The organism is Sinomonas gamaensis (genome assembly GCF_005876955.1).
GTDB lineage: Bacteria > Actinomycetota > Actinomycetes > Actinomycetales > Micrococcaceae > Sinomonas > Sinomonas gamaensis.
Genome location: NZ_SSCL01000008.1, coordinates 135,004 through 156,569 on the forward strand (window position 1 = coordinate 135,004; position 21,566 = coordinate 156,569).

General features: G+C 66.7%; 18 protein-coding genes. 5 read left to right on the forward strand and 13 right to left on the reverse strand.

Annotated features, from left to right (window positions below):
- The first annotated feature begins 19 nt into the window (after nucleotides 1-19).
- On the forward strand, nucleotides 20-2,206 hold the full coding sequence (locus E5679_RS12395) for an McrB family protein (RefSeq protein WP_138416275.1): 2,187 nt from the start codon (nucleotides 20-22) through the stop codon (nucleotides 2,204-2,206).
- The gene (locus E5679_RS12400; protein ID WP_138416277.1) at nucleotides 2,203-3,339 is read left to right on the forward strand and encodes a 5-methylcytosine restriction system specificity protein McrC; all 1,137 of its coding nucleotides are present in this window, start codon (nucleotides 2,203-2,205) and stop codon (nucleotides 3,337-3,339) included. Before E5679_RS12395 ends, E5679_RS12400 begins: the two co-directional genes overlap by 4 nt.
- Nucleotides 3,340-3,372: 33 nt before the next feature.
- On the opposite strand, the gene E5679_RS12405 is transcribed toward E5679_RS12400, so the two are convergent.
- Both E5679_RS12405 and E5679_RS12410 read right to left on the reverse strand, forming a co-directional pair.
- Complete coding sequence (locus E5679_RS12405) at nucleotides 3,373-4,086, reverse strand: HNH endonuclease family protein (protein WP_138416278.1); 714 nt, start codon at nucleotides 4,084-4,086, stop codon at nucleotides 3,373-3,375.
- 92 nt (nucleotides 4,087-4,178) lie between these two features.
- Nucleotides 4,179-4,997, reverse strand: coding sequence for a pullulanase X25 domain-containing protein (locus tag E5679_RS12410; protein ID WP_138416280.1), 819 nt, complete (start codon nucleotides 4,995-4,997; stop codon nucleotides 4,179-4,181).
- Nucleotides 4,998-5,232: 235 nt separating this feature from the next.
- Here E5679_RS12410 and E5679_RS12415 point away from each other — a divergent pair, with 235 nt between their 5' ends.
- Nucleotides 5,233-8,772 (forward strand): TM0106 family RecB-like putative nuclease, encoded by a 3,540-nt coding sequence (locus tag E5679_RS12415; protein WP_138416282.1) that lies wholly within the window; start codon nucleotides 5,233-5,235, stop codon nucleotides 8,770-8,772.
- A gap of 59 nt (nucleotides 8,773-8,831) precedes the next feature.
- Here the strand turns inward: E5679_RS12415 and E5679_RS12420 are convergent, their stop codons facing one another.
- Complete coding sequence (locus E5679_RS12420) at nucleotides 8,832-9,470, reverse strand: MmpS family transport accessory protein (RefSeq protein ID WP_138416284.1); 639 nt, start codon at nucleotides 9,468-9,470, stop codon at nucleotides 8,832-8,834.
- A 126-nt stretch (nucleotides 9,471-9,596) separates the two neighbouring features.
- On the reverse strand, nucleotides 9,597-10,079 hold the full coding sequence (locus E5679_RS12425) for an acyl-CoA thioesterase (protein WP_249336105.1): 483 nt from the start codon (nucleotides 10,077-10,079) through the stop codon (nucleotides 9,597-9,599).
- A 390-nt stretch (nucleotides 10,080-10,469) separates the two neighbouring features.
- Between E5679_RS12425 and E5679_RS20870 the strand changes: the two genes are divergently transcribed.
- Nucleotides 10,470-10,748, forward strand: coding sequence for a helicase associated domain-containing protein (locus E5679_RS20870; protein WP_171042362.1), 279 nt, complete (start codon nucleotides 10,470-10,472; stop codon nucleotides 10,746-10,748).
- Nucleotides 10,749-10,751: 3 nt separating this feature from the next.
- Here the strand turns inward: E5679_RS20870 and E5679_RS12435 are convergent, their stop codons facing one another.
- Genes E5679_RS12435 through E5679_RS12465 form a run of 7 tightly spaced genes read right to left on the reverse strand, consistent with a single transcriptional unit; the run spans nucleotide 10,752 to nucleotide 16,964 of the window.
- Nucleotides 10,752-11,777 carry a HoxN/HupN/NixA family nickel/cobalt transporter gene (locus E5679_RS12435; protein WP_138416288.1) on the reverse strand — a complete coding sequence of 342 codons (1,026 nt, stop codon included), beginning with the start codon at nucleotides 11,775-11,777 and terminating at the stop codon, nucleotides 10,752-10,754.
- Nucleotides 11,777-12,655 (reverse strand): urease accessory protein UreD, encoded by an 879-nt coding sequence (locus E5679_RS12440; RefSeq protein ID WP_138416291.1) that lies wholly within the window; start codon nucleotides 12,653-12,655, stop codon nucleotides 11,777-11,779. Before E5679_RS12440 ends, E5679_RS12435 begins: the two co-directional genes overlap by 1 nt.
- Entirely contained in the window at nucleotides 12,652-13,266 is a 615-nt protein-coding gene (ureG, locus tag E5679_RS12445) for an urease accessory protein UreG (protein ID WP_138416293.1), read from the reverse strand. Before ureG ends, E5679_RS12440 begins: the two co-directional genes overlap by 4 nt.
- Before the next feature lie 10 nt (nucleotides 13,267-13,276).
- Complete coding sequence (locus E5679_RS12450; protein WP_138416295.1) at nucleotides 13,277-14,071, reverse strand: urease accessory protein UreF; 795 nt, start codon at nucleotides 14,069-14,071, stop codon at nucleotides 13,277-13,279.
- Nucleotides 14,071-14,529: an urease accessory protein UreE gene (ureE, locus tag E5679_RS12455; RefSeq protein ID WP_138416297.1), complete on the reverse strand. Its 459-nt coding sequence runs from the start codon at nucleotides 14,527-14,529 to the stop codon at nucleotides 14,071-14,073. The genes E5679_RS12450 and ureE overlap by 1 nt, the downstream gene beginning before the upstream one ends.
- Nucleotides 14,530-14,538: 9 nt before the next feature.
- Complete coding sequence (gene ureC / locus E5679_RS12460; protein WP_138416299.1) at nucleotides 14,539-16,653, reverse strand: urease subunit alpha; 2,115 nt, start codon at nucleotides 16,651-16,653, stop codon at nucleotides 14,539-14,541.
- An 8-nt stretch (nucleotides 16,654-16,661) separates the two neighbouring features.
- Nucleotides 16,662-16,964, reverse strand: coding sequence for an urease subunit gamma (locus E5679_RS12465; protein WP_138416301.1), 303 nt, complete (start codon nucleotides 16,962-16,964; stop codon nucleotides 16,662-16,664).
- A 139-nt stretch (nucleotides 16,965-17,103) separates the two neighbouring features.
- Between E5679_RS12465 and E5679_RS12470 the strand changes: the two genes are divergently transcribed.
- Nucleotides 17,104-17,535 (forward strand): pyridoxamine 5'-phosphate oxidase family protein, encoded by a 432-nt coding sequence (locus E5679_RS12470; RefSeq protein ID WP_138416303.1) that lies wholly within the window; start codon nucleotides 17,104-17,106, stop codon nucleotides 17,533-17,535.
- Nucleotides 17,536-17,627: 92 nt separating this feature from the next.
- Here E5679_RS12470 and E5679_RS12475 read toward each other — a convergent pair whose 3' ends face one another.
- Nucleotides 17,628-19,661, reverse strand: coding sequence for an ABC transporter ATP-binding protein (locus E5679_RS12475; protein WP_171042363.1), 2,034 nt, complete (start codon nucleotides 19,659-19,661; stop codon nucleotides 17,628-17,630).
- Nucleotides 19,658-21,433, reverse strand: coding sequence for an ABC transporter ATP-binding protein (locus E5679_RS12480; RefSeq protein ID WP_138416305.1), 1,776 nt, complete (start codon nucleotides 21,431-21,433; stop codon nucleotides 19,658-19,660). The genes E5679_RS12475 and E5679_RS12480 overlap by 4 nt, the downstream gene beginning before the upstream one ends.
- Nucleotides 21,434-21,566: the final 133 nt, after the last annotated feature.

Consider the following 21,566-nt stretch of genomic DNA (forward strand, 5'->3'; position numbering starts at 1 on the left):
GGCACAGAGAGCAGGAATCATGGCGGACGCAAGCGTTCCCGAGGGCCAGTATTGGTTCGTCGGGTCGTACTACTCGGACCGAGAACCCCAGGATCAGACGGACCGGTTCATCGCCGAGGGGATCTGGGAAAACGGTTTCGAAGACCGGTACCTCGATAGCGTCAAGTCCATGAAGGTCGGCGACCGCATCGCCATCAAGTCCACCTACGTCCGGAAGAAGGACCTTCCGTTCGACCCGCGCGGGCACGCGGTGTCCGTCATGGGGATCAAGGCGATCGGCACGGTGACGGCCAACCCCGGCGATGGCCGTCAAGTTGCGGTCGACTGGAAGCGCCTCAAGAAGCCGCGGGAATGGTACTTCTACACGGGCCGCCACACCATCTGGCGCGTGACGCCGAGCCACTGGATGCGGGAGGCCCTCATCCGCTTCGCGTTCTGGGACGAGAAGCAGGACGTGGACCGGTTCCGGAACGACCCGGCCTGGGCCAAGCGCTTTGCCGATGCCGACCCGAAGCCGGAGCAGCGCTTCGAGTGGACGGCGTTCTACGAAGAAATGGCGACGGCACTGCTCGCCTACCGGGACAGGCGGCCTGAGCTGCTCGCCCACCTCCGCGAGCTCCAGGCCCGGCATGAGGAACTCGGCTTCCTCGTGGACCGGGATCGGCGCGACAATCCCGTGCCGCTTCGGGACATTTGCCCGTTCACGGTCATGGGGACGTTCAATCGGAGCGCGACGCCGACCCAGAGAACCGAGATCGCTGCCGGATGGGCCGAGCTGCTCGGGGTCCAGACCCCCGCGCCCACGAGCTTCGACGGCATTCCCCTGCTGAACAGCCAGAATTCGTGGTTCTTCCCGACGGCGGCCACGCGTCACAAGGACGACGTCGACAGCCTCTGGGATGTGTTCGAGGCCGCGCTCGCCGCCGCCGATTCGAGCGAGGACCAGGAACGCCTCCGGTTCGCGGCGGCCTACAGCCGTGCGCGGGACATCTACCGGGTGGGCACCAAGCTCACGATGGGCCTGTTCTGGATCCGGCCCTGGAACTTCGTGCCCCTCGACGGTCACTCCCGGCAGTACCTCAAGACCGAGCTCATGCTGGACCAGGACTTCTTCGCCGCCGACGGCCTCGCGTACGTGCAGCTCCTGGACACCCTCGCCTCCAAGTTCGAGGACCCGCAGTTCGCGGTGCACTCGTTCCCGGAGCTGTCGTGGACCGCCTACCTTGAGCGGGATGGCCGCGGAGCCCACGCCGAGAAGGACGAGGCTCCCGAGGTCGAGGACGATGACGATCCGACGCCCGTTTCGCCCCAAGCGAGCTATACGGTCCGCGACATTGTGACCGACGGCTGCTTCATTCCCGAGGCGGCGCTCAACGGCTACCTGGCGCGCTGGCGGTCCAAGAAGAATCTCATCCTCCAAGGCCCTCCGGGGACGGGCAAAACCTGGCTTGCCCGTCGACTCGCCTATGCGCTGATCGGCACCCGGGACAACAAGTCGGCGCTGCGGGCGACCCAGTTCCACCCGAACTCGAGCTACGAGGACTTCGTCCGCGGCTGGCGTCCGGGCTCGGACGGCAAGCTCACCCTCGTGGACGGGCCGTTCCTCGAGATGGTCGAACGGGCGAACGCGAATCCGGACACGCCGCACGTGATGCTGATCGAGGAGATCAACCGCGGGAACCCTGTTCAGGTCTTCGGCGAGCTCCTGACGCTCATCGAGGCGGGGAAGCGTTCCCCGCGCGAATCGCTTCAGCTCGCGTACCCGCGTTCAGGGTCGGAGTCGGTCCACGTGCCGAGCAACCTCTACATCATCGGCACCATGAACCTGGCCGACCGTTCGCTCGCGATCATGGACCTCGCGTTCCGGCGGCGCTTCGCGTTCGTCTCGCTGGAGCCCAACGTGAACGACCTGTGGCAGGAGTGGATGGCCAACCGGCACAACGTGGGTGCCGAGGACCTCGAGCTTGTCCGCAGCCGCTTCGAGGCGCTCAACGAGCGGATCGCCGAAGATCCAGCTCTGGGCGGCGAGTTCCGGCTCGGCCACAGCTTCGTTACCCCACCCGCCGAGGAACGCGTCGCGTCCTTCCCGGACTGGTTCCGTGCCGTCGTCGACACCGAGATTGTGCCCACGCTCGAGGAGTACTGGTTCGATGACGCCGCCAAGGCGGTCGCCGCAACCGAGGCGCTCCTGGAAGGGCTCGGGTGAATCCCCCTGACGGGGCCGCATCATGGACGACGACGGCGGGAGGCGACGGCGTCGTCGTCGCCGGCGGGGTTGAAATCCCCCTCCGCAACGTGTGGCTCCTGCTCCTGTACGCCTCGGAGCTCTACCAATCCGGGCCTGAGGCGTTCGACGGCATGGAGGACTACCCCGAGAAGCTCCCCGAGCTCCTCGCGGAGCTTCTCGCGGCGAGCACCGAGGACCGTCTGAGGCGACCGCTCACGCCGTCGTTCGCCAGGACCTCCCGAGACCTCAGCCGCGTACGCGGGGGCATCGACACTCTCCGGACGGAGTCGCATCAGCTGCTCTCGCGCGGTCTCGTTGCCTGTCGGTTCGATGAGCTCACCGTGGACACCCCGCGCAATCGGATGATCCGCACCGCCCTCGAATCGGTGGCCCCGCTCTGCAGCGAGGAAGAGCTGTCCCGGCGCTGCCGCGCCCAGTCGCAGCGGCTGGCGAGCCTCGGCGTCGGCCTGCTGAATCGGCGCGCGGGCGAGCGCGACGCAAACGTCCGCCTGACCCGCAACGACGCACAGGACCGATCCATCCTGCTCGCGGCCAAGCTGGCCCTCGAGCTCGCGCTCCCTTCGGGCTACATGACGCCCGGGCATGGCCGCGGCGACCTCTCCGAACGTCAGTTCCGCCACTTGTTCGAGCGCGCCATCGGCGGGTTCTACACGGCCCACGGAACCGCGCGGGGCTGGACCGTGCAGAGGGGGCGCAAAGTCGATTGGAAGGCAAGCGAGACGACTCTGGGCCTTGCCGCTGTCCTCCCCCACATGATGACCGACGTGTGGATCGACGACGTCCCCGGAGGACATCGGCTGATCATCGACACGAAGTTCACCTCGGCGCTCTCCTCAGGACGCTTCGCCAAGGAAACGCTCCGCAGCGGGCACCTCTACCAGCTCTACGCCTACGTGCGCGCTCAGGAATCCTCGGATCCGCTCGGCGCCTCCGCCGGCGGGCTTCTCCTCTACCCTGCAGTCGGGACGTCCCTGGCCGAATCGTTCGTCACAGCAGGACACCGACTGGGGGCGGCGACGGTTGACCTCTCGCTGTCCTCGGTCGAGGTCCGGGACCAGCTCATCGCCGCGGTGAAGCCCTACCTCGGCTGAGCCAATCCTGGGCCGGGAGATTTGGGGTGAGGCCTACGTCGTACGGCACTGGCCGAGCAGTTGCTCGGCTTTGCCGTGTTCGGCGTCCGTCATCCAGAGCCCGTACCGGCCCTTGATCTCGACGACCCGAACCGTGTACTCGCAGCGGAACGAATTCTGGGGCGGAAGCCAGGTGGCCACGTCCCCGTCGCCCTTCTCCTGATTGGCGGGACCGTCGACGGCCAGGAGATTGGCGGGATCATTGGCGAACTTCCGCCGCTGGTCCGCAGTCCACTGCTGGGCGCCCTTCTGCCATGCATCCGAGAGCGGCACGAGGTGGTCGATCTGCACCTCGGCGGAACGCTGCCCCCGGACGAACGAGATGTGCTTCGCGGTGTAAGGGTCGTCGAGCTCGCCCGACGCCACGATGCAGTGCACGGAGGCCCTGGCGAAGACGACGGCCTTGAGATCGCGCGCCAGGACATCGTTGCGCGTATCGCAGCCGTTCCTGTCGACGTCGTCCCAGGCCTCCCCGAACCTCTCACGCGCGTAGCCCGTCTTGGGCGCTCGCCCTTGAACCTGAATCGACGCCAGAGCGGTCTTCGCCGCCGCGAGCCGATCGGCCGGCACGCTTCCGATCTGGGAGCCTGCCCAGGGCGCCGGTGAGGCGAGTCCGGGAGGGTCTACGAGCCCAACGAGCCATGAGAGGACCAGAAGGACGACGGCGGCGAGCGCCAACCCAATGGCGCGGGGCGCGCGCAGCAGCATGGACTCTCCCCCCAAAGGTGACGATCTGACTCATTCACCCTATGGGAACGCTGCTGTGCGCGCCCCTCAACGCGGCGCTATGTGGACAACCTTCAGGAGAAGGCGACGTCCTTGGTGCGGTGGTCGTACTCGATGGTGACGGGACCGCCGTCGTGCGTCAGCTCGTGGTTCGCGCCGTTCGGGAAGCCGAATGCGCCGTAGTTCTCGTCCCACGAACGGTTGATGGCGATCTTGAACGTGTACGTGCCGGCGGGCAGGTTGACCGTTCGCGTCCAACGCTTGCTTTCCGGGTTGAGCGCCATCTGCACCTCGTCGAGGCCCGGCTCCCAGTCGACGTCGGCACCGAGGTGGGACGCGAAATCACCGGCGATCGCCACGGTTTCCGGTTGGACGACACCGTTGGAGGAGGCTTCCTCCACGACGCTCGCCTCCGCTGCCTCGGCGAGGAGCTCGGCAGCCTCGACTGCCGTCGGCTCCTTCTCCGCGGCGGCGCGCTTGGCCGCCTTCGCCACGGCCTTCTTCTTGGTGGGCTTCTTGACCGGAGACTCGGTCGGGACCGCGACGCCGGCGGGAATCGGGGTGCCGTCTGTGAGCGCCTGAGCCAGCGAGTCCACGGTCGGGAAGGCCACCAGTGCCCGCAGCCCGTCGTCCGTGATCGACCAGCCCGAGCGGCCCTTGACCATCCAGCCGGCCTTCACCAGCTTCGCCGTGGCTGTGGTGAGCGCCTTGTGGCCCCGCGGAATGCCGCCCGAGAGCAGCTCCGCCTCTTTCTCGTCGAACGGGACGAGGTTCACCGCGTGAGCAAGAACGGCACCGGCATTGGGAGATTCACCCGCCCATCGGGCCTCGGCCAGGCCCTCGAGCACTGCCTTGAGTCGGGCTTCCAACTTGTCGGAGGCGTTCTTCGCCATCCCATCCCCTCTCGTTACGTGGATCACCCTTGCCTCCCTATGCTTGCCGGTTTCTGCCGGGTTGGGCGCAAGGTGACCAACTGTGACGAACCATTGTGACGCACAGTCGGCCTTCCTAGACTCTACGGTCTGGGTTTCCAGCATATTAAGCCGACGCAACGAGTTGATACCGATAGCGACGCTCCCCATCCTCCTGTGTCCCAGAAATGTCGGTGGCCGGTGGTGAGATGGTGTCATGTTCTTCCTCGGCAGCCAGAGCCAGCTGGTCTTCTCCGCTTCGGACGTCGTCACCGCGGCCAAGTGCGAGTTCGCGCTGCTCCGGCAGCTCGACGAAAAGCTCGGCCTGGCGCCGAAGCTCACCATCGACGACCCCATGCGCGAGCGCGCCGCACGCCTCGGGGACCGGCATGAGCTGAGGGTCCTCGACGAGTTCCGCGCCCTGTACGGGCCGTGGACTCCGGGACGCCAGAGAGGAGTCGCCGAGATCTCCGAGGCGGAGTCCATGGAGCGCGGCGTTCTGGAGGCGAAACACGAGGAATCGCTGGACGCAATGCGCAGCGGGGCCGATGTCGTCTATCAGGCCGGCTTCTTCGACGGCCACTTTCACGGTCGCTCCGACTTCCTGGTCCGCCAGCCGGACGGCCGGTATCAGGTGTTCGATACGAAGCTCGCCCGCCATGCGAAGGTCGAGGCACTGCTCCAACTCGCCGCCTACGGGGAGCAGCTGGAGAAGGCCGGGTTCCTCCCGTCCGACCGCGTGAGCCTGATCCTCGGCACGAAGGAGGAGGTTTCCTTCAGCCTGCCAGACCTGCTTCCTGCCTATCGAGAACGACGGCGGAGGGTCACCCAGCTCACAGCAGATCACCTCGCCCTGGGCACGGCCGCGCGGTGGGATACGCCGGGGATCGCGGCGTGCGGCCGCTGCGAATACTGCGCCGTGCAGGTGCGCGAGCACCGGGACGTGCTGCTCGTCGCGGGAATGAATCTGGCGCGGCGGAAGAAGCTGCGCGAGGCCGGCGTCCGGACCATCGAAGAGCTCGCGGCACTGCCCGAACCTGTCGGGGATGCAACCCTGTTCCGGCTGCGCGACCAGGCGCGCTTCCAGTTGGGGCTGGAGGCTGGCGACGGCGGCGCGCTCGCTCCCGAGCACGGGGACGAACCCGCACACGAGGTCCGCTTCAAGGTCCTTCCGGAGCACACGATCGCGGCTCTCCCGGCGTCCGATCCCGGGGATGTGTACTTCGACTTCGAGGGGGATCCGCTGTGGCAGGACGCCGCGACCGGACTTTGGGGCATCGAGTACCTCTTCGGCGTGCTCGAGCCTCCCGCGGAAGGTGCGGCTCCCCTGTTCCGACCGTTCCTCGCCCACACCCTCGCTGAGGAGAAGCAGGCCTTCCTCGACTTCGTCGCGTACATCGAAGAACGGCGGGCGCGTCACCCTCGCATGCACGTCTACCACTACGCCTCTTACGAGAAGACGGCGCTGCGACGTTTGTCCCAACGCCATGCAGCTGCCGAGGGCGTGATCGACACGTGGCTGCGCGAGGGGCTGCTCGTGGACCTCTACGAAACAGTCCGCCACAGCATCCGCATCTCGGAGCGGTCCTACTCGATCAAGAAGCTCGAGCCCCTGTACATGGGCGCTGACCTCCGGACGGCTGAGCTCCAGAGCGCGGCGGGATCCGTGGAGATCTATGCCGCGTTCACCACCGCGAGGAACGATGGCGATCAGGCCGAGGCGGAGCGACTGCTCAAGCTGATCCTCGAGTACAACGAGGACGACTGCGTCTCGACCCTTCGGCTCGATCGCTGGCTGAGGGACGTCGGGGCCCTCCGTCCCGGCGCCGAGGCCGTGCAGCGCGAGGAGGCACCGCCGTCGAACGTCGACGAGCCCGAGCCCGCCGAGGCACCACTCCTCGCGTACCTCGAGCGGCGCGGCAGCGACGGCACCGAGGCGGGCACCCGAAACGGCCAGGCCGTGGCGGACGATACCGCAATAGCGCTCCTCGCAGCGGCTGTGCGGTATTACCCGCGGGAACGGAAGTCGTACTGGTGGGCGCACTTCGACCGTCTGGAACGCCCCGTCACCGAACTCGAAGGGGTTCGAGACGCGTTCGTGGTGCGCGAGGCGGAGGTCCTCAAAGACTGGGAGCCGGACAAGAAGACGTTTGCCCGCACCCTCAGGCTGCGCGGGCAGATTGCTCCTGGCTCCGATTTCAGGACGAGCCGGACGTGGTTCCGGGAATTCGCGCAGCCCCTGCCCTCGCCACTCAAGCCCACGGATTCCCAAGGCCTTGGCCGCAACGGCTTCGGGAACACCATGCTGCTCAGCGTGGGCTCAGAGGGCGTGGACGAAGTGCTGGAGATCGTCGAGAAGACGCGAACGGGCATGGAGCCGTACTGGCAGCTTCCCGTCGCTCTGACCGAGGACCAGCCACCAGGGTCGAAGTCGATCGAGGAAGCCCAACGCGAGCTCGCTGTGCGGGCCGCGGAAGCCCTGCCCGAGATGCTCGAGCAGCCTGCCGTGGATCTCCTGCGCCGCCTCCCGCCCCGGACCGTCGGGGACGAGCGCCTGCCCTCGGCAGCGGACGTCTCCGCGCTGCCGCAGACGATCGAGGCCGCAGTGAGGCTCTTGGACCGCTCCTACCTCGCCGTGCAGGGGCCGCCCGGAAGTGGAAAGACCTACGTTGCGAGCCAGGTGGTGAAGCGGCTCGTGGAATCGGGGTGGAAGGTCGGGGTCGTGGGCAACTCTCACGCCGTCGTCGAGAACCTCCTGTGCCGGGCGATCGAGGCCGGCGTCCCCGCGGACAAAGTAGCGAAGAAGCTCAAGGAAGGGACTGACCCCGGGACCGTCGTTCCATGGTGCCACTATGGCGACAAGGACGTCTCGACGATCCTCTCTCTCCCTGGCGGTTGCCTCGTGGGCGGAACTGCGTGGACCATGACAGGCTCTTCCGTCCCCGCCGGGTCACTCGATCTGCTCGTCGTCGACGAGGCCGGCCAGTTCTCCCTCGCGAACACGATCGCCGTGAGCCGTGCCACTTCCCGCCTCCTCCTGCTCGGCGACCCTCAGCAGCTTCCCCAAGTGAGCCAAGGGCAGCACCCCGAGCCCGTCGACGAGTCCGCGCTCGGCTGGCTCGCCAACGGCGAGGCGGTGCTGCCCGACCAATACGGGTACTTCCTGCCCGAGTCATGGCGGATGGCGCCCGAACTCTGCGCTGCGGTCTCCCGGCTGTCCTACGAGGGGCGGCTGGAGTCAGCGCCTCCGGCCAAGTCGCGGGCCCTCGCCGAGGTGCCCGCCGGCGTCGAGACCGTGCTCGTCGAGCATTCCGGGAACGCGACGGCGTCCGTGGAAGAAGCGAACGAGGTGGTGCGCCAGGTGGAGGCCCACGTCGGGCTCTTGTGGCGCGACGGCAACGAGACCCGTCCGCTCGCCGCCGATGACGTCATCGTGGTGGCTCCCTACAACGCGCAGGTGAATCTCATCCGGACCAAGCTCGACGAAGCCGGGTTCGCTGCAACGCCTGTCGGGACCGTTGACCGGTTCCAAGGCCAGGAAGCCGTCGTGGCGATCGTGTCCCTGGCCTGCTCCGACCCCGGAGAGGCTCCGCGCGGAATGGAGTTCCTGCTCAATCGGAATCGCGTCAATGTGGCGGTGTCGCGCGCGAAGTGGCGGGCCGTCGTCGTCCGCTCCCCTCACCTCACGGCGTATCTGCCCACCAAGCCGGCCGCGCTCGAGGAGCTCGGCGCATTCATCGGGCTGTGCGGAGGGTGAGCTGAAAATGACAAGGGCGACCGAGTTTCGTAACCCAGCCGCCCTTGAAGTCGACTCGCCTAGCCTGCTGTCGCGTTGCAGGAGGCCGTCGCCAGAGCACCGCTTCCGGTGTTCTTCGCTACGCTCTTGCCATCCACGATGATTTCGCAAGAGACGGAAGCGCTCTTGTCCTGGAAGTCAGAAGAGGTGACGCTCACCAATGCAGAGGTGAAGCCAGTCGACGCAACGTCCTTCGACCAGTTCGCCGTGACGTCCGTCTGGCTTGTGCCATCCGGAGTCCAGTAATGGACGGTGGCCGCACCGCTCGTGGTCACCTTGTACTGGATCGAGTGCTGCGCGCTCGCCTTGGCCGAATACGTCGCCAGGCTCTTGGAGATCTCGGTCGAGGCGGAGCTTACGGCCGCGGCAACGACGACGTTGACGATGACCGCGATCACGAAGGCGATGACCGCGAGCACGAGGCCGATGATCGCCATGACCTTGCCCCCGAGCTTGCGGATGAGTGCAATCAGGGCGCAGATGAACGCTGCGAGGCCGAGCACGAACGCGATGAAGTTCACGACCGGGATGAAGCTGAACAGGAACGCGATCGCGCCGAGGACGAGTGCGACGATCGCGAGCGCCGCGCTCGGGCGTGGCGGCTGCGGAGCACCGTAGAGCGGCTGCTCCTGAATGGGCGCGCCAGACGAAGAAGACATGTTTCCCCCTTGATGGAAAAGGGACGTCAGAACTCGCCGGCCCCATACCGGAGATGCTCAGGACGCCTCGGCAATCCTGCCATGGCGGAGGCAAGATTTACATGTCCAACACGCAGGACTCGGCGGTCAGCGCTCGAACAATCCCTTTCCTACGTATGGCGCGAGCCGCTCCCGCTGGGTCTCCGTGAGCCGCAGGAGACGCCCGGATGCCTCGTCGACGAAGGCGAGTCCCGTCGTCGCGCGCACGCATTCGTGGCCGTCCACCGGGTCGTGAATGACGTAGTCGAGCGTGAGGGCGGCGGCCTTCAGACCGCTCACCCAGACGTCGACGGCCGCGGGCACGTTCCGGTAGTCAAGCGGCTTGAGATAGCGAACCCGGTGTTCGACGACGAGCGCAAGCGTCCCGTTGGGAACATCGGAGAAGAGCGGAACGAGCGGGTCGACCCCCGAAGCCCCGGTCCCGCCAGGCGGGCCGAAAGCGGCAACGCGGGCCTCCTCGAGCATCCGCACGATCTGGACATTGTTGATATGCCCGTAGGCGTCCATGTCTCCCCAGCGCATGGGGACCTGGACCCGAAGGCGTTCGCCGGTCTGTTCGGCTGTCGTCATGCCGTCCGGTCTATCACAGGCTTGACCCGCCTCGACCGACGACGTGGATCCCACCCGGAACGCTGACTGCTCCGCCGGTGCGATCACTGATTCCACCTTAGGGAGGCGAGCTTGCGACGGGGTGTCTCCCATGTTTAATGCTGGTTACCAAGCCGGATATCCGAGGACTTGCGCAGGTCTACCGCAATGGTTGGCGAGATTGGCCCTGCAACCGGACTTGGCACGAGAGGATCGTGTCTGGCGCTGAACGTCTCAGATCGGGTTCGCGGCGCAGGACCAAGACCTTGTGGCAGAGCGTCGGTCCTGAACCACCAGCCAGATGGTCCGCGTGCCGTTGAGCACGCGGACCCGCCAAATTACCGCCACCGCGCAACGATCTGGAGAGTCATCATGGACGGGACCACGCGGCGAGAGCTCGCTCGCCAGATCGCGGGGATATGGGATACCCCGCAGGACGCCAACGAGCTGTTCGATCGCACTCTCCAGCGGCTTGCCGCCTTTCACCGGACCAACGCCCGGACGCCCGAACCCACCGCGGGCACCCTCGCCGAAGCCCAGCTGGGCCGCTGGCTCGAGGCGCAACGAGCGGACCTCCGGCGCGGCACGCTGTGCGACGAAAGGCGCAGCCAGCTCAACGAGGCAATCGGCAGCGACTGGGCGTTGCGCTAGCCATCAGACGCTGCGTCGCGCAAGCACTCCCAAAAGTCCAGCGGCTCCCCAGACGAGGCCGAACGACGCAACGAGGAGGAGCCCGGCGTCCCCAAGGTCGACTCCCGCGAGGAAGGACGTCAGAGGGTCCGTGAGCCCGAACACCAAGCGTGCGAGCCCGCCGAGGGTGAGCGCCGCGACGAACAAAGCAGACGCCGCCGACATCCCGGTGACCACGAGGTTGAACCCGAGGCGCCGCTCGGGCGCGCCGAGCGCCTGCCGATAGAGCCGCATCATCGCGATCCCGTTGAGCGTGTCGCACAGCGTCATCGACGCAGAGAAGGCGAACGGCAGGGCGAGGAGAGCCACCGCCGGGACGCCCGCGAGCACGGCGGTTGCGGTCGTCACCAGAAGGCCGATCGTCGTCGCGGCATCGAAGCCGAGGCCAAACAGCAGCCCCACGACGTACAGCTCCCGTGGCCCGCGGACGGCTCCCAAAGGGCGGGCGACGAGACGCGACGCCAGCCCCCGCGGCTCCAATTCGCTCGGGTCTAGCCTTTCGCCGGCACGCAAACGCCGAGCTGACTGGGCCGTCGCGCGGAATGCACCCAGATTGAATACTCCGAGGGCCAGCAGGAAGACGCCCGAGGCTCCCGCTCCGACCGACGTCAGGACGAGGTTCGCCGCCGTACCTTCTTCGAAGGCCGGAGCCACGAATCCTGCACCGGCCACGACGAGCGTCGCCGCAGCGACCACCACCGTGCAATGCCCCAGGCTGAACGCGAGGCCAACCGTCATCGGATGCTGTCCACGGGACGCAAAGCGGCGGCTTGAGTTGTCGATCGCCGCGATGTGATCCCAGTCGTAGGAGTGCTTCACGCCGGCGAGGTACGCGACGATCGCGAGGCCGAGGGCCTGTGCGGCGTGGTCCCCCGCCGTCCAGACAAGCAGCGCCAGCGCGGTGGCGTGGAGAACGACGACGACGGCAAGCGCCTTGCGCGCCCCGCGGAACCCGCCGCGGTGTGGGCGGTTGAGCGTGGGGGCCGTCATCAGAGCTTCCTGAGGTCGAGCGCCGGCTCGGCGTGCCATTCCATGCGCAGCCAGTTGATGGCCGCATAGAGGACGGCGTGGGCGGGCCCCGTCGAATCGCACAGTGCGCGGAGCGCGAAGCCCGGGACGGCCAAGCGCGTCACACCCACCAGAGGGGCGCCGTGCCCGGCGGGAAACGCCTCGGCGAGCATCAGGCGGAGGGCGGCAAGGACGCCGTCGTCCGCTCGCCTGTCGACCACAAGCAGCGACGCGAGGTGCGAGCGGCCGCCCAACGCCAACGGTCCGACGCCGCCGTCCCCCGGACGGAGCAGCAGGTTGTCGACGACTCCGAGGCGCCCCTCGATCCGGACGCGGGTCACGAGGGAGACCTCGTCGAACTGGAACGGCTCGCCATCCGGGGACCAGCCCTGCGTGACGGTCTCGGCAAGGGCGATCGACGCGTCGGCCGCCATGTCCACCTCGGTGTCCTGCAGATACCGCGCGCCGCGATACGCAATGAGCGGGTCCGGCACCAGCTCGAAGCGCGCGCCCGGGCCGAGGTCGATGCGCTGCACCGCCCGCGCCCGCCCCTGAGGTGTGCGGTACACCTTCGTGGCCGACTGTGTGGTGAGCAGCGCCGACGCTCCCCGCTCGAGCTCGACGCGGACCGCGTACTCGTCGCCGCCGAGGTAGGCACCGCCCGGGTTGATGGCGGTAAGCGTGGGATGCCCTGAGCCTTCGGGGTAGTGCGCCCGAAGGATCCGCAGCGCGCCCGCGTGGAACTGATCGACCACCACGCTCCGCCGCCCGCGGAGGCCGACGCGAAGGCGGAGTTCCCCCGTGAGGCGAGCGTCCGACGTCGTCCGCTCCCTGAGCGAGAGCCCGGCCGCCGTCGTCACGCGAGGTCCATCATGAGAACATCGCGCCGGATCCAGTGGAGGACGTAATCGAGGCCCTCGTCCGTCTTGAGATTCGTGAAACAGAACGGCTTGTCGCCGCGGAAGGACCTCGAATCGCGCTCCATGACGGCGAGGTCCGCCCCTACGAACGGCGCGAGGTCGGTCTTGTTGATGACGAGTAGATCCGACTTGATCATGCCCTGGCCGGCCTTGCGAGGAATCTTCTCGCCCTGTGCGACGTCGATGATGTACACCGAGAAGTCGACAAGCTCCGGGCTGAAAGTCGCCGAAAGGTTGTCGCCGCCGGACTCGACGAAGATGAGCTCGAGGTCAGGGTGCCGTTCCTTGAGGTCTTCGATCGCGGCGGTGTTCATCGAGGTGTCCTCGCGGATCGCGGTGTGCGGGCAGCCACCCGTCTCGACGCCCACGATCCGGTTCTCCGGAAGCACGCCGTTTCGCGCGAGGATCTTCGCGTCCTCGATGGTGTAGATGTCGTTCGTGATGGCGGCCATCGAAAGCTCACTGATGAGCGCTCTTGTGACGCGTTCGACGAGCTGGGTCTTGCCCGCTCCGACCGGGCCGCCGATGCCGATGATCACGGGATCACTCATGTCAGGTCTCCTAGCTCATGAACATGCGCGCGCGTTGGTGCTCGTGCCGCATCTGATGGATTTCGAGGGCGGGTGCCGCGGCGCCGAAGTGCCGCGGGTCGGCGATGCGGGAACGGACGACGGCGGAGGGCACCTTCGTCCGGAGGGTCGCCAAGATCCGCTGGCCAGCGAGCTGGCCGAGCGGGATGGCGCGGACTGCGTTGTATGTCAGGGCGGTAAGGGTCGAGTACAGGTAGGCCTCGACCAGGGTCTCCTCGTCGAGGCCTTGGCCCGCGCCTGCCACTGCGAACGCAATTGTGTAGTGGCCGGTGCACCGGTTGTCCGCGACAGCTTCGGCGTACGCGTCGACGCCGTCCGACGGGAAGGAGTCACGGGCGATCTCAAGCATCCGGCGGCCCATCTTGAGGCTTGCTGACCTGATCTGGGCGGGGATGAGGAGGGCAGTGAGCTCGGCGTCGAGGGCCTCCAACCCGCCGACGTCGCGTGATGTGTGCCCGAGATCGGGTCCCCCACCGCCGAGATCGGGTGCCCCACCGCCGACCTCGGCGCCACCAAGCCCGACCTCGGCGCCACCAGGCCCGACCTCGGCGGGGTGAGGACAGACCGAGCGGCACGCGCGGCGGACGGCGACGGCGTCGGTATAGGTCAGCTGCGTCGAAAGGAAGCCGTCGAGCCAGACTAGGAGGGTGCGCTCGTCGTGCACCTGACCGGACTCGAGATACGCCTCGAGGCCGAACGAGTGGCTGAACGCGCCGGTCGGCAGCGCGGAGTCGGTGAGCTGCATCAACGCCGTCAGCCGCGACATCAGTGCGTGTGCTCCGCGTGCCGGAAGGGAACAGCCATGACCCGTTCCTCCCGGGAATACGGAACGCCGTGCCGATCGAGGAAGTCCCGGACGGTGTGGTCGAACTGGCACACCATCACATCCTCGAAGAACTGCGCCTGTAGGTGTCGGTTGCCGAGCGAATGCGCGGTGAACAGCGCTTCCCCAATAGTCCGGGGTGCGATGACGAGGACATCCGTGGCCTGGACGGAGACAACGATGAGGCTCCTCGCGTCTGCCGCGAGAATGTCCCCGTCGCGCAGGTCGGGCGCTCCCGCAGGCAGCCGGATCCCCAGCTCGGTCCCGTGGTCCGTGCGCACGCGTTGAATCCGCTTCGCAAGGTCGGCGCTCGGAAGGACGACCCGCTCGCGATGGAACCCGTCGTACGCAAGGTCAGCGCCGTCGTCGTACAGATTGCCCAGAATTTCGGTGACGATCACGTGGTGCCCTTAGAAGAGGAAATAGCGTTGGGCGAGCGGCAGAATCTCCACGGGATCGCAAGTTGCGAGTTCTCCATCGACCCTTACCTCGTACGTCTGGGGGTCCACGTCGATCTCCGGCGTTTCGCCGTTGAATGGGAGATCCGCCTTTCGAAGCGAGCGAATTCCACCGACGGCACGGATATGCTTTCGCAGCCCCAGTCTTTCGGGAACACCGAGGTCAATCGCGGCCCGCGAAAGGAACGTGATCGACGAACTCTGAACAGATCTCCCATACGCGCCGAAGGCCATCCGCAGCGTCTGGGGCTGGGGTGTGGGAATGGAGGCATTCGGATCGCCCATCACCGAATTCGCGATCGTTCCGCCCTTGATCACCAGATCCGGTTTCACTCCGAAGAATGCCGGGTCCCACAGCACGAGATCGGCGAATTTACCAACTTCCACGGAACCCACGTAGTCGGCGATGCCCTGTGCCAAGGCGGGATTGATGGTGTATTTCGCGATATAGCGCTTGATTCTGAAATTGTCGGCGGCCGCGTCAGCTGAGAGGTTGCCCCGCTGAGCCTTCATCTTGTCCGCGAGTTGCCACGTACGTGTAATGACCTCACCCACCCGGCCCATGGCCTGGGAATCGCTCGACATGATCGAGAAGACGCCGAGATCGTGAAGGACATCCTCGGCGGCGATGGTCTCGGGGCGGATCCGGGAGTCTGCGAAAGCCACGTCCTCAGGGATCTGCGGGCTGAGGTGGTGGCACACCATGAGCATGTCAAGGTGCTCTTCGGCGGTGTTGCGCGTGTAGGGGATGGTGGGATTCGTCGAGGCAGGCAGGACATTTGGCTGCCCGGCGATGGCAATGATGTCCGGTGCATGGCCGCCACCGGCGCCCTCGGTGTGGAAGGTGTGGATGACGCGATCCCCGATCGCGGCGATCGTGTCCTCGAGGAAGCCGCACTCATTGAGGGTGTCGGTGTGGATAGCGACTTGCACGTCGTACTCATCGGCCACACGGAGCGAGGTGTCAATGGACGAATGCGTGGCTCCCCAGTCCTCGTGAATCTTCAGCCCGATCGCACCGGCCTCGATCTGCTCCTCGAGCGGCTCGGTTCGGCTCGCGTGTCCCTTCCCGAGGAAGCCGAAGTTCATCGGCAGGCCCTCCGCAGCCTCGAGCATGCGGGCAATATGCCACGCACCGGGCGTCACGGTTGTTGCCTTTGTGCCCTCCGCTGGCCCTGTGCCGCCGCCGATCATGGTGGTGATCCCCGACGCGAGCGCCGTCGGGACCTGATCCGGGGAGATGAAATGAATATGGGTGTCAATCCCGCCCGCAGTGAGGATCTTCCGCTCCCCCGCGATGATCTCCGTCGACGCACCCACCACGATGTCCACACCGTCCTGCAGATCGGGGTTCCCGGCCTTGCCGATGGCTTGGATGTGCCCGTCGCGGAGCGCGACGTCAGCCTTGTAGATGCCGGTGTAGTCCACAATGAGGGCGTTTGTGATGACGGTATCGGGGATGTCCTGGGAGCGAGTCAGCCGCCCATTCTGGCCCATGCCGTCGCGCAGCACCTTGCCGCCGCCGAATACCACCTCGTCGCCGTAGACGGTCCGATCGTCCTCGACCTCCGCGAACAGACCGGTGTCACCGAGGCGGATGCGGTCACCGGTAGTCGCGCCGTAGAGCTGGGCATAGTGGGCCCGCGGGATAGCACGGTTGGGGATCCCTTGGCGGACCCCGTCTGGCGGGGGAACGGACGACGGCGGCTGCCCGCCGTCGTCGTTATTCCCGCCTTGCGGGGCGCGCGAGTCGAGCGGGCCGTCGGTGAGGTTCCGCAGACCGTAGACCTCCCGCGAGCCGGCGAGCGGCACGAGCCGCACCGTCTTGCGGTCACCTGGTTCGAAACGCACAGCCGTCCCGGCGGGGATGTCGAGGCGACGGCCGCGGGCGGCGACGCGATCGAAGTCAAGGGCGCGGTTCGTCTCGGCAAAGTGGTAGTGAGAACCGACCTGGATCGGCCGGTCCCCGGTATTCGTAACATCGAGCTCCGTCACCGGGCGGCCAGCGTTGAGGACAATGTCACCCTGCGCGGTGACGGTCTGTCCCGGGACTAACTGTTCTTCCACAACGCCTCCTAGCGGATCGGCTCGTGAACGGTGACGAGTTTCGTTCCATCGGGGAACGTGGCCTCTATCTGCACGTCGTGGATCATGTCGGGCACGCCCTCCATCACGTCGTCCCGGCCCAGGATCGTGGTGCCCCAGCTCATGAGATCCGTCACCGACCTACCGTCGCGCGCGCCCTCGATGAGCTCATAGCTGAGGATCGCTACCGCCTCCGGATAGTTGAGCTTGAGGCCCCGCGCCTGCCGTCGCCGCGCGAGGTCCGCCGCGACGACGATCATGAGCTTCTCCTGTTCGCGCGGGCTCAGCCTCATGGCGCCTCCTTGTCTGCCAGCCTGCATGCGCGCCTGCTCAAAACGGCCGACGGCACCTAATCTGGGATGCTAGGCGGCTCATGTTACCCGGCTGTTTCGGCCGACATCAGAGGGGCCATCGAGAGGAAGGCAGAGAGCCATGCTCTTCGAACACGACGATGACAGCCCAGTCCGGATCCTCACCGAGGACGAGAGCTGGTTTCTGCTGGAGGACACTCGCTACGGCCGGCTCGTCACGTATGCGGCGGGCGAGCTGGACGTCGTCCCGATCAACGTCAAAGCGGTAAAGCGTCGGCTGCTCATCCGGACAACCCCGGGGACGAAGCTCATCGAGGTGGTTATTGGGGGCAAAGTGGCGTTCGAGGCTGACGCGATCCTCTCAGGCGAGGCGTGGAGCGTCGTCGTCAAGGGGAGCGCCAGGGTGCTTGAACACAGCGGGGAGATCGAGGCGGCCGAGGCGGCCAAGATCGAGTCTTGGCTTCCGACGCACAAGGACGTCTACGTCGAGATCACTCCCGAGCATGTCGAGGGGCGCCACTTCGAGCTCGGACCAGAACCTGAGGAACTGTAACCCCGACCTCGGCGCCACACCACCCGACCTCGGCGCCCCACCACCCGACCTCGGCGCCACCGGGCCCGACGTCGGCGCCACCGGGCCCGACGTCAGGTTGTGGTCTCCCGGCCCGCGGTTGCCGCGGCGATCTCGGCGTCCACGTCAAGGCCGCCGGCGAACTGGCTCATGTACAGCCGGTAGTACGCACCGCCACGGTCGAGCAGATCCTCATGGTTGCCCTGCTCCACGATCTTGCCGTTCTCCATGACGAGGATGGTGTCCGCGTCCCGGATCGTGGAGAGCCGGTGCGCGATGACGAACGACGTCCGGTCGCTCCGGAGGGCGCGCATTGCCTTCTGGACGAGCAGCTCGGTGCGGGTGTCCACGGACGAGGTGGCCTCGTCGAGGATGAGCAGCGACGGGTTCGAGACGAATGCCCGCGCGATCGTGATGAGCTGCTTCTCGCCCGCCGAGACGTTTGTGCCCTCCTCGTCGATCACCGTGCTGTAGCCGTCGGGAAGGGCCCGGACGAAGCGGTCAACGTACGTCGCCTTGGCCGCGGCCATGATCTGGTCTTCGGTCGCGTCGAGGTTCCCGTACCGGATGTTGTCGTAGATCGTCCCGCCGAAGAGCCACGCGTCCTGGAGCACCATGCCGACTTTGGAGCGGAGCTCGGCGCGGGAGAGGTCGCGGATGTCCACGCCGTCGAGCGTGATGCGTCCGGACTGGATCTCGTAGAACCTCATGATCAGGTTCACGAGCGTGGTCTTCCCTGCGCCCGTGGGCCCGACGATCGCCACGGTGTTCCCCGGCTCTGCGGTGAGGGACAGATCCTCGATGAGCGGCTTGTCCTCGGAGTACGAGAAGTAGACGTGCTCGAACGTCACGTGCCCGTCGGTGACCTCCGGGAGGTGCTGGGTCGCGGTCTCCGGCTCCTGCTCGTCGGCGTCGAGCAGCTCGAACGTCCTCTCCGCCGAGGCGACGCCGGACTGGAGCATGTTCGCCATGCCGGCGATCTGCCCGAGCGGCTGGGTGAACTCGCGCGAGTACTGGATGAACGCGGTGGCGTCGCCGAGGCTCATCTGCCCCGCTGCCACCCGCAGGCCGCCGACCACGGCGATGCCCACGTACGCGAGATAGCTGACCCAGTTCATGATCGGGAAGATCATGCCCGAGACGAACTGCGCTCCGAACGAGGCCTTGAAAAGCTCCTCGTTCTTGCCGTCGAAGCGCTCGACCATGTCCTCTTGCCGGCCGAACACGGTCGCCAGCTCGTGGCCCGAGAACGACTCCTCGATCTGGCCGTTGAGCGCGCCGGTGTTCTTCCACTGCGCCTGGAACAGCTTCTGGCTCCGGCTGCCGATGACACCCGCGACGACGCCAGAGAGCGGCAGTGCAATGAGGGCGATGAGCGCGAGCTGCCACGACACGATGAACATCATGACCACGATGCCGAGCACCTGCAGCAGCGACGAGAGCAGCTGCGAGAAGGCCTGCTGGAGCGCCTGCTGGATGTTGTCGACGTCGTTCGTCACCCGGGAGAGCACGTCGCCGCGCTGGCGGGTGTCGAAATACCCGAGGGGCAGTCGGTTGAGCTTCGCTTCGACGTCACGGCGGAGCCCGGAGACCACGCGCATGACGAGCCGGTTGAGGATGTACCCCTGAGCCCACATGAAGAGGCCTGCCACGAAGTACATGAGCAGGATGACGGCGATCAGGAACGTCAGCTGGTTGAAGTCGATGCCCTTGCCCGGCACGAGGTTCATGCCAGCGAGCATGTCGGCGAAGTTGTTCTGCCCCTGCGCGCGCAGGCCTTCGACGATCTGGTCCTTCGACGCGCCCGCGGGCATCTGCTTCCCGATCACGCCGGCGAAGATCACGTCCATGGCCTTGCCGAGGATCTTCGGCGCGATGACGGTCAGGACCACCGAGACGATGATGAAGGCCACGACGACGGCCATCTTCCCGGCTTCCGGCTTCAGCAGGCCGATGAGCCGCTTCGCGCTCGGGCCGAAATTCTTGGCCTTCTTGGCGGGCATGGCGCCGAAAGCTCCGCCGTCGGCCTCGCTGGGGCGGTACTCCTCCTCTTCGAGGTCGTCGGGCTGGATGCCCTCAGGGGCCGGGCTGCTCTTCTCGGCGCTCATGCGAGCTCCCCCTTCGTGGCGCCAGCGGTTTCGGCCGCGCTCTCGGCTTCCTCGGCCGAGATCTGGGACTGGACGATTTCCTGGTAGGTGGGCGAGGTCTCGAGGAGTTCCTCATGGGTCCCACGGTCGACGATCCTGCCGTTGTCGAGGACCAGGATCTGGTCGGCGTCAACGATCGTGGAGACTCGCTGGGCCACGATGATGACGGTCGCGTCGCTCGTGCGCTCCCGCAGCGCGCGCCTCAGCCTCGCGTCGGTGGTGACGTCGAGGGCCGAGAACGAGTCGTCGAACAGGTACACCTTGGGCTCGGCGACGAGCGCACGGGCGATGCATAGGCGCTGCCGCTGGCCACCCGAGACGTTCGTGCCGCCCTGCGAGATCCCGGAAAGCAGGCCCTTCGGCTTCGCACGAACGAAGTCCGCGGCCTGAGCGACGTCAAGCGCATCCCAGAGCTCCGCCTCGCTCGCGTCCCGCCGGGCGAAGCGCAGGTTGTGCTCCACCGTGCCGGAGAACAGGTATGGACGCTGCGGGACCATGGCCACGCGCGAGGTGATCTCGTGCCGGTCCATGTCCTTCACCTGAACCCCGTCGATGAGGACCTCGCCGGCAGCTGCGTCGTAGAGCCGCGGCACGAGGTTGAGGAGCGTCGTCTTGCCCGAGCCGGTCGAGCCGATGATCGCGAGCGTCTCGCCGGGGCGCGCCGTGAACGAGATGCCGCTCAGCACGGGCTTCTCGGCTCCGGGGTAGGCGAAGGAGACGTTCCGGAACTCGACGACGCCCTCATTGCGCGCGGGCGTCACCGGGTTCGCGGGTTCCTTCATCGAAGGCTCGACGTCGAGCACCTCGCCGATGCGGTCGGCGCAGACGGTCGCGCGCGGGATCATCATGGCCATGAACGTGCCCATCATGACGGCCATGAGGATCTGCAGGAGATACTGCATGAACGCCGTGAGCGAACCGACCTGCATCTCCCCCGAGTCCACGCGCTGGCCGCCGAAGTAGAGGACGGCAGCGGTCGCGAGGTGCAGGAGCATCATGATCACGGGGAACATGAGCACGAAGATCGATCCGACCTTCACCGAGATGTCCGTCAGGGCCTTGTTCGCCCCGGCGAAGCGCTCCTCCTCGTACGGTTCGCGCACGAAGGCGCGCACCACGCGGATGCCGATGATCTGCTCGCGCAGCACTCCGTTGATGCCATCGATGCGCGTCTGCATCCCGCGGAACAGCGGCATGAGCAAGTACACGAGGTACCCCACCACGACGAAGAGCAGCGGCACCGAGACCCACACGAGCCAGGAGAGGCCGACGTCCTCGCGCAGGGCCATGATGATGCCGCCCACGCACATGATGGGGGTGGACACCATGAAGTTCAGCCCCATGAGGAGGACCATCTGGACCTGCTGGACGTCGTTGGTCCCCCGCGTGATGAGGGTCGGCGCGCCGAAGCGCTGGACGTCCTGGGACGAGAACGAGGACACCTTGCGGAAGACTGCGCGGCGCAGGTCCCGGCCTACCGCCATCGAGGTCTTGGAGCCGAAGTAGACGGCGAGGATGGCGGCGGCGACCTGGGCGAGAGCCACGCCCAGCATGACGGCCCCCTGTCGCCAGATGTAGTCCGTGTCCCCCTTGGTCACGCCTTGGTCGATGATCTGCGCGTTGAGGCTCGGGAGGTAGAGGGTCGCGATGGTAGTCGCGAGCTGGAAGACCGCTACGGCCAGGATCCACGGCCAATAGCGCGCGCCATGGCGCCTGAGCAGGGTGACGAGCATCGATTTCCTTCGCGTCAGGCCCGATTCCGGGCAGCACGCACACGGAGGCTGCGGGGTGGAGCAGACTCCATGAGCAGCTCCAGAGTAGACCCGCCAGTAGCCGCGCGGGATCCTCCCTAGGGAGTAATCCGAG

Bases quoted from the DNA above. Each gene is read 5' to 3' on its own strand.
- E5679_RS12395 (WP_138416275.1), top strand. From the start codon at position 20: ATGGCGGACGCAAGCGTTCCCGAGGGCCAGTATTGGTTCGTCGGGTCG.
- E5679_RS12405 (WP_138416278.1), bottom strand. From the start codon at position 4,086: ATGCTGCTGCGCGCGCCCCGCGCCATTGGGTTGGCGCTCGCCGCCGTC.
- E5679_RS12410 (WP_138416280.1), bottom strand. From the start codon at position 4,997: ATGGCGAAGAACGCCTCCGACAAGTTGGAAGCCCGACTCAAGGCAGTG.
- E5679_RS12415 (WP_138416282.1), top strand. From the start codon at position 5,233: ATGTTCTTCCTCGGCAGCCAGAGCCAGCTGGTCTTCTCCGCTTCGGAC.
- E5679_RS12420 (WP_138416284.1), bottom strand. From the start codon at position 9,470: ATGTCTTCTTCGTCTGGCGCGCCCATTCAGGAGCAGCCGCTCTACGGT.
- E5679_RS12425 (WP_249336105.1), bottom strand. From the start codon at position 10,079: ATGACGACAGCCGAACAGACCGGCGAACGCCTTCGGGTCCAGGTCCCC.
- E5679_RS20870 (WP_171042362.1), top strand. From the start codon at position 10,470: ATGGACGGGACCACGCGGCGAGAGCTCGCTCGCCAGATCGCGGGGATA.
- E5679_RS12435 (WP_138416288.1), bottom strand. From the start codon at position 11,777: ATGACGGCCCCCACGCTCAACCGCCCACACCGCGGCGGGTTCCGCGGG.
- ureG (WP_138416293.1), bottom strand. From the start codon at position 13,266: ATGAGTGATCCCGTGATCATCGGCATCGGCGGCCCGGTCGGAGCGGGC.
- E5679_RS12450 (WP_138416295.1), bottom strand. From the start codon at position 14,071: ATGTCGCGGCTGACGGCGTTGATGCAGCTCACCGACTCCGCGCTGCCG.
- E5679_RS12465 (WP_138416301.1), bottom strand. From the start codon at position 16,964: ATGAGGCTGAGCCCGCGCGAACAGGAGAAGCTCATGATCGTCGTCGCG.
- E5679_RS12470 (WP_138416303.1), top strand. From the start codon at position 17,104: ATGCTCTTCGAACACGACGATGACAGCCCAGTCCGGATCCTCACCGAG.
- E5679_RS12475 (WP_171042363.1), bottom strand. From the start codon at position 19,661: ATGAGCGCCGAGAAGAGCAGCCCGGCCCCTGAGGGCATCCAGCCCGAC.
- E5679_RS12480 (WP_138416305.1), bottom strand. From the start codon at position 21,433: ATGCTCGTCACCCTGCTCAGGCGCCATGGCGCGCGCTATTGGCCGTGG.